At 69.4% G+C, this 6,690-nt stretch carries 10 protein-coding genes; all 10 read right to left on the reverse strand.

Going from position 1 to position 6,690, the window contains the following annotated elements; genetic code table 11:
• Positions 1–12 precede the first annotated feature (12 nt).
• A complete protein-coding gene (locus tag ACFOPI_RS09095) occupies positions 13–1,167 on the reverse strand; it encodes a cysteine desulfurase family protein (RefSeq protein WP_382173156.1) in 1,155 nt (384 codons plus the stop codon).
• A complete protein-coding gene (locus ACFOPI_RS09100; RefSeq protein WP_382173158.1) occupies positions 1,164–1,460 on the reverse strand; it encodes a DUF3024 domain-containing protein in 297 nt (98 codons plus the stop codon). The genes ACFOPI_RS09095 and ACFOPI_RS09100 overlap by 4 nt, the downstream gene beginning before the upstream one ends.
• Positions 1,461–1,579: 119 nt before the next feature.
• Complete coding sequence (locus tag ACFOPI_RS09105) at positions 1,580–1,870, reverse strand: nitrogen fixation protein NifZ (RefSeq protein ID WP_382173159.1); 291 nt, start codon at positions 1,868–1,870, stop codon at positions 1,580–1,582.
• The gene (locus ACFOPI_RS09110; RefSeq protein ID WP_382173161.1) at positions 1,867–2,235 is read right to left on the reverse strand and encodes a nitrogen fixation protein NifZ; all 369 of its coding nucleotides are present in this window, start codon (positions 2,233–2,235) and stop codon (positions 1,867–1,869) included. Before ACFOPI_RS09110 ends, ACFOPI_RS09105 begins: the two co-directional genes overlap by 4 nt.
• Positions 2,228–3,058: a 4Fe4S-binding leucine-rich repeat protein gene (locus tag ACFOPI_RS09115; RefSeq protein ID WP_382173163.1), complete on the reverse strand. Its 831-nt coding sequence runs from the start codon at positions 3,056–3,058 to the stop codon at positions 2,228–2,230. Before ACFOPI_RS09115 ends, ACFOPI_RS09110 begins: the two co-directional genes overlap by 8 nt.
• Entirely contained in the window at positions 3,055–3,630 is a 576-nt protein-coding gene (locus ACFOPI_RS09120) for a hypothetical protein (protein ID WP_382173165.1), read from the reverse strand. Before ACFOPI_RS09120 ends, ACFOPI_RS09115 begins: the two co-directional genes overlap by 4 nt.
• A gap of 25 nt (positions 3,631–3,655) precedes the next feature.
• Complete coding sequence (locus ACFOPI_RS09125) at positions 3,656–4,057, reverse strand: HesB/IscA family protein (RefSeq protein WP_382173167.1); 402 nt, start codon at positions 4,055–4,057, stop codon at positions 3,656–3,658.
• 5 nt (positions 4,058–4,062) lie between these two features.
• Positions 4,063–4,257, reverse strand: a complete 195-nt coding sequence (locus ACFOPI_RS09130; protein WP_382173169.1) for a 4Fe-4S binding protein — start codon at positions 4,255–4,257, stop codon at positions 4,063–4,065.
• Between the two features lie 57 nt (positions 4,258–4,314).
• Positions 4,315–5,910 (reverse strand): nitrogenase cofactor biosynthesis protein NifB, encoded by a 1,596-nt coding sequence (gene nifB, locus ACFOPI_RS09135; protein ID WP_382173171.1) that lies wholly within the window; start codon positions 5,908–5,910, stop codon positions 4,315–4,317.
• Between the two features lie 220 nt (positions 5,911–6,130).
• A complete protein-coding gene (locus tag ACFOPI_RS09140; RefSeq protein WP_382173172.1) occupies positions 6,131–6,592 on the reverse strand; it encodes a hypothetical protein in 462 nt (153 codons plus the stop codon).
• Positions 6,593–6,690: the final 98 nt, after the last annotated feature.

Raw genomic sequence — 6,690 nt, forward strand, 5'->3', positions numbered from 1 at the left:
AATGCAAAAGGGTCAGGCTGCGACGGCCTCGGCCGCGGGCAGCAGGGATCTCAGGGTCGGCAGCGCGGCGATCAGCGCGTCGATGTCGGCGTCGGTGGTGGTGCGGCCCAGCGAGAGTCGGACGGCACCCAGCGCCTCGTCTTCGGGCACGCCCATGGCGGTCAATACGTGCGAGGGGGCATTGCCCGACGACGAGCAGGCCGCGCCCGACGACGCGGCAAAGCCCAGGCGCTCCAGCCGCTGCAGCAGCACGTCGGCCTCCCAGCGGCCCACGCGCAGAAAGCTCACACCCGGCAGGCGCGGCACACCCGCGCACCAGATGCGCAGCTCCGGCAGCGCAGCCATCAGCGCGCCCTCCAGCCGGTCGCGCAGCGCGGCCTGGCGGGCCGCTTCGGCATCGAGATCGGCGGGCGTGCCGAGGGCGTAGAGCGCCGTCGCCAGGCCCGCGATCGCCGGCAGGTTCTCGGTGCCGCCGCGCCGGCCGCGCTCCTGCGGGCCGGGCACGGTGGGCCGGATCGCCACGCCCTGGCGCAGCAGCAGCGCGCCCACGCCCTTGGGGCCGTTGAACTTGTGCGCCGAGAAGCTCACCGCATCGGCGCCGAAGTCCGTGAAGCGGAACGGCCGCTTGCCGATCCACTGCGTCGCGTCCACGTGCAGGCGCGCGCCGGCGGCCGCGGCGAGCGCGGCGACCTCGGGCACGGGCATCAGCGCCCCGGTCTCGTTGTTGGCGGCCATCAGCGACACCAGGGCCACGTCGTCGCGGATCAGGCGCGTGGCTGCGTCGAGATCCAGCGCGCCATCAGGTCGCACCGGGATGAAGTCCACCGGCACGCCCGCGTTCATCAGCTCGCGCGCCAGCTTCAGGTGGCCGGCGTGTTCAACCGCGCTGAACAGCACGCGCCGCCGGCCCTCGGGCGCCGCGGCCAGCAGGCCGCGCACCGCGAGGTGGTTGGCCTCGGTCGCGCCGCTGGTGAACACCACCTCGGCCGGCTTGCAACCCAGCGCCTGTGCCACCACCGAACGCGCCCCCGCCAGCACCCGGCTGGCGGCCTGGCCCGGCCCGTGTTTGGACGAGGCGTTGGCCCAGGTGCCCGCCATCACCGCCGCCATGGCGTCGATCACCGCCTGCGAGGGTGGCGTGGTCGCGTGGTGGTCGAGGTAGATCATGGCCAGAACCTCCGCTCGGCGTCGACACAGAGCGTGTCCAGCGCCTCGCCCAGCGACAGGCCCTCGGCGTGGGGCACCCAGGCCTTCGCTGCGTGGTCGCGCAGCGCCAGCGCCCAACTGCCATCGGCAGCCGGTGTCAGCCGCGCGATGTCGATGACGCCGCCCGCGGGGTCGACGTTGCGCGAGCAGCACGGTGCCTCCACTCGGAAGCTGTCGCCGTCCTGCAGCACCGTGGGCTGGACGTAGCGGTAGCGCACCCGGTCCTTCAACGCCCGCTCGATGAAGGGGCGCATGAAGCCGACGACCCGAGCAGGCGAAGTGTTCCCTTCGAGGGCAGCCGTGGAACTGGCTCCGCCAGGCCACTGGCTGCGTCCCCCCGGGGGGAAGTCGCGAAGCGACGCAGGGGGGGTCTTCATACTTCGATCCAGCCGGCCGGCACCGGAGCCAGTTCAATTTCAAGACAACCGACCACACACCCCCCGAAGTCCACCAGGTACACCGGCTCGTTCACCTCGGTCGCGTGGCCGATGTTGACCACCTCGCCCACGTCGCCGCGCGCGGCCAGCAGGGCCTCGGGCTCGCGCCCGGGGTGGCTGCCGTCGTTGACCAGGTCGTCCAGCGCCACCACGCGCTGGCCCCAGGCGTAGACGGGTGTGCGCGGTTCGACGAAGGCGGCGGGGTCCATCGGGGTGCTGGCGTTCATGGCGTCGCTCCAGGGTTGAGTGGTTTTCCGGAGCCCAGGTCGGCCAGCGCCGTGGCTTTGTCGCCCAGCTGTGCCAGCACCTCTTCGGGCAGGTGGTCCAGCGTGCACAGCTCCTTGGCGCGCATGCCGACGCGGTGGCCGGTCTCGATGAAGTCCACCGCGTAGATGTAGAACTGCTGCAGGAAGGTGTTGATGCTCACGACGTAGCCGATGTCGCCCTTGTTCACCAGCACCTCGCCGATGTCCTTGCCGTTGTAGGTGCCGTCGTTGCGCACCACCGAGCGGGCGATCACGCGCTCGCCGAACGAGAAGCGCGGCGGGTCGGCCACTTCGATCACGTCGTCGTCGCGGACGATGTCAGCCATGGGGGTTCTCCTTCGGCACGGCCAGCCGGCTGCGCGCCATCTGCCGGACCTCGCTGTCCGGGTCGTCCCGCATTGCGACCAGCAGGGCCGGCACCGCGCGCCGCGCCACCTCCCAGCGCACGCGCCAGTCGCTGTCGTCCACCATGCGGCCCAGCAGCGCTTCGGGCAGGCTCTCTGCCACCGCGCGCCGCACCTCGGGCTCGGGGTCGTTGGCCAGAATGAACAGCGCCGGCATGCGCAGCCGCCGCGCCACGATCTCGCGCACCGAGCGCTCCGGGTCGTAGGCCAGTGTGGTCAGCAGCGCCAGCGGCAGGCGCTGGGCCACGATCTCGCGCACGCCGTAGTCGCTGTCGTGGCGCATCGCGCCCAGCCGCGCCGGATCGATGCGCTGTGCCACGCGCAGGCGCACCTCGCGGTGCGGGTCGTGGATCAGCCGCTCCGCCTGCGCGGGCGAGAGCCGCGCCGCCACCTGCAACCGCACCGTCTCGTCCGGGTCGTTCATCAGCCCGCCCAGGCGGAACACGCTGGCGTGGCGCGCGGCAATGGCGCGTACCTCGAAGTACGGGTGCTCCAGCTGCTGGTCGGCCAGCTCCGGGTGCCAGCGGAAAAAGCGGTCGATGCGGCGCGCGTAGGCGTCCTGCATGCAGGCGTGGCCAGGCTCGCAGCCCCGGCCACCGTCGCGGGCACGCAGGTCGATGTAGGCACAGGCCTCGCAGTTCACCGGCCCACCCCGCCAGTCCATCGGCGGGATGTCGCCCTCGGGCGCGCGGGTCGTCAGGCGCTGCGGCTTGGCGAGAAAGGTGGCGGCGGCGCCCATGCTCATGTCCCCTTCGGCGCCCAGCCGCGCACAGGGTAGTCCACCGGGCCGTCGACCAGCGAGGTGGTGTGGCCAGCCTCGTGCCGCGCCAGCACGTGCGAGAGCAGGCCGCCGCCCAGGTGGTCCTTCGGGTCGAGCCGGCGCAGCTCGCCGAGCATCAGCCGCGCCTCGTCCAGGTCGCCCAGGCGCAGGTTCAGGTAGGCCAGGCCCTTGAGCGTGAACAGATAGAAGCGCACCGCCGCGTCGCCGCGCGTCGCTTCGTCGTCGGGCACCACATCGCCAAAGTCGGGGCCGAGCGCACTGCGTGCGATGGCCAGCGCGTCCTCGCCCGCCGCCCTCGCCTGCTCCAGCGCGTGGCCGTAGAAGTGGAATCGGTAGATCGCGATCAGCGGCACCGGGTGTTTCGGCGCCAGCGCGCGGGCGCGTTCCAGCAGCGGCAGCGCCTGGTCGGGCTGGTCGCGCAGCGCGCCGGCCTGGGCAATCAATGCCTCCACCTCGGGGTCGACATGGCCACCGATGACCGTGGCCGCGAACGCCGCCGCGGCGGCTTCGAAGTCCCGGTCGGTGGCGGCGTTCACGGTGGCTCCCGGTGACCGGCGCGCGTCAGGACGCCAGCGTGGCCGGGCGGCCACCGCGGCCGATCGAGCCGATCTCGATCTTGGCCACGCCGGGAGGCGCTGCGCTCTCGGCGCTGCTGCAGCCGCAGGCGGCCTGGTTCGGGTTGATGATGCTCAGGCCCGACGAGGTCGGCGTCTCGGTGAAGTCGATCGTCACGCCGTCCAGCAGCATGCGGCTCTCGGCCGGCAAAAAGAACTTCAAGCCCGAGACGACGAACTCCTGCTCGCCATCCTTCGGCGCCGCCTCGGCGCTGAACTCCGAGCTGTAGCCCGAGCAGCCGCCGGGCGAGACCAGCAGCCGGAAGCCGGCAGCCGGAATGCCCGAGAAGCGCACGATGCGGCCGATGAACTTCTCGGCGGCCGGGGTCAGTGTGAAAGTGGCGGCCATGCTGCTCACACCTTCACAATGCAGCCGTCGACCGGGCAGACGGCCACGCACTGCGGGTCGTCGTAGTGGCCTTCGCACTCGGTGCACTTGGCCGGGTCGATGATGTAGGTGCCGCCCTTTTCGCGGATGGCGACGTTCGGGCACTCGGGTTCGCAGGCGGAGCAGCCGGTGCAGGTGGAGGCGATGATCTTGAGGGCCATGGTGGTTCTCCTTCAGGTGGGGCGTGGGGAAACTCGGGGGGTGAAAGCCGGCGCCGCTCAGGCCGCCGCCGCGACGCCGGTGAAAGCGCCCTGGCGGATCTGCGCGTCGCCGCGGTCCTGGTGGGTGATCTCGCCGGCCGCGATGCGCTGGCGGTAGCCGTTGAACCAGTCGAGCGCGGCCTTCTCGATGAACTCGCCGCTGTACTGCTCCACCGGCTCGATGCCGGCCGCACTCAGCTCGTCGCGCGGGCAGGCGCCGATCTTGGCGACCAGTACCGCGTGGCAGTCGTTGATGGCCTTGACCACGCTGGGCAGCTGCTCGTCGTCGCCGTGGCCGCCCTGGCAATACAGATCGACCCGGCGGTGGCCGACGAACAGGGCCTCGGCGGCGCTCACTTCAAAGATCTGGAACTCGGTGACGTGGCCGAAGTGCTCGTTGACCCGGCCGCCGCCCTTGGTAGCCACCGCGACCAGCACCTTCATGTCCTGGTCCACGTCGATGGCGGCGCTGGCGGCCAGCGCATCCTGCTTGGCGGCGTGCTGCGCCTGGCGCTCGGCCTCCACCTTTTCCTGGTAGCTGCGGCGCTTGTCGAGGTCGTACACGACCTCCATCTCTTCGATCTTGTCGAGCGTGAACTCTTCCGAGCGGTCTTCGCCCAGCAGGCCCACGGCGTCGGCGCGGCACTGGCGGCAATGGCGCATCAGGTTCGCACCGCCCATGCAGGCGTCCTGCACCACCTTCAGCTCCTGCGCGGTGGGGCCGCGCTGGCCGGTCAGGCCGAACACCGTGCCGTGTTCCGCTTCGCTGATGAGCGGCATGATGTTGTGCAGGAAGGCGCCGCGCTTCTTCACCTCGCGGTTCACCTCGATCAGGTGCTCGTCGTTGATGCCGGGGATCAGCACCGAGTTGATCTTGGTGAGCACACCACGCGCCGTCAGCATCTCCAGGCCGAGCATCTGCCGCTCGTGCAGGATCTTCGCGGCCTCGTAGCCGGTCACGCGCTTGTGGTCCCAGAAGATCCAGGGGTAGATCTTCTCGCCCACGGCCGGGTCCACCATGTTGATGGTGATGGTCACGTGGTCCACGTTGTATTTGCAGATCTCGTCCACATGGTCTGGCAGCGCCAGGCCGTTGGTCGAGATGCAGAGCTTGATGTCGGGCGCCTGCTCCTGGAGCATGCGGAAGGTCTCGAAGGTCTTCTTGGGGTTGGCCAGCGAATCGCCCGGGCCGGCCACGCCGAGCACCGTCATCTGCGGAATCTCGCTCGCGACCGCGACCACCTTCTTGACCGCCTGCTCGGGCGTGAGCTTCTGGCTCACCACGCCCGGGCGCGATTCATTGGAGCAGTCGTATTTGCGGTTGCAGTAGTTGCACTGAATGTTGCAGGCCGGCGCCACCGCGACGTGCATGCGCGCGTAGTGGTGGTGGGCCTCTTCGGAATAGCAGGGGTGGTTCTTGACCTTGTCCCAGATCTCGGCCGGCATGTCGTCGGGACCGCCCGACGAACCACAGCTGGCCTTGCCCTCGCCACCGGTGGTGCCACAGCCGCCACCCGCGTCCGGCACATCGAGCCTGGCGCCCAGCGGCTTGATCGAGCCGATGGACACATACGTCTTGGCGGGCATGGAACCCGCAGCGGTGCTTGTCGACATGAAGACCCTTCCTGCAGCCGACCATGGCCGCTCGGAAGGGCTTCAGCGAAATCCGTGCCACGGAAAAAACCGTTTCAGATCAACAATCTGAAGGTTTTGTCGTGTGTAGGAAAGGGGACAGCAGAGACGTTGAAGAGCCGGGCTGCGTCGGGGTTGCGACAAAGGCTCTGCCGAGGGGGAGTCCATATACGAGGGTCAGGCGGCACCCGGCGGCCGCTCTCTACCAAAGCACCTGGATCGGAGTTCTCTCTTTGGAGCTCTTGTGGCATGCCTTGACCAGGTCGTGGAGGCAGTAGAGATGCCAGCCAGGGTCCGGCTTGCCACCGTACTTGGCGCCCGCGCCTCCTCCGCGGTGCTCAGATATCCGTTCGACGTCGTCTTCAATCCCGAGTTGTTGCAGCAGCGCTTGTTGGTAGTGCATCAAGTGGGGTAGCAGCAGTTCAGCCACTTCTGGTGGGATCTCGCCTTCCTCGTCGTACTTGACGCTCAGTATGGCTCTTTCCACTTGGGCTTCGGCACCTTCGGTGCCGCGACCGAGGAGGCGAGCCAAGCCGGCGCCAACCTTACCGCGTGGCGGTCGACCAAAGGCGCGGACGTACGCTTCTGCCAAGACCGCGGGAATGGGACTGCCGGACTTGTCCTCGCCCTCAAAGTCACCGCACTGGATCACTGCTCCGCCCATTGAAGCGCTCCGAAGTTCTGGGTGGTGAGTTGTGCCGCCTAACGAATGAAAGGGACTTCCCCGTCCCGGGTGATCCGCGCATTTGCGGGGTACGGCAT

It is taken from the genome of Hydrogenophaga luteola (genome assembly GCF_042648585.1).
In the GTDB taxonomy this organism is placed as follows: domain Bacteria; phylum Pseudomonadota; class Gammaproteobacteria; order Burkholderiales; family Burkholderiaceae_C; genus Hydrogenophaga; species Hydrogenophaga luteola.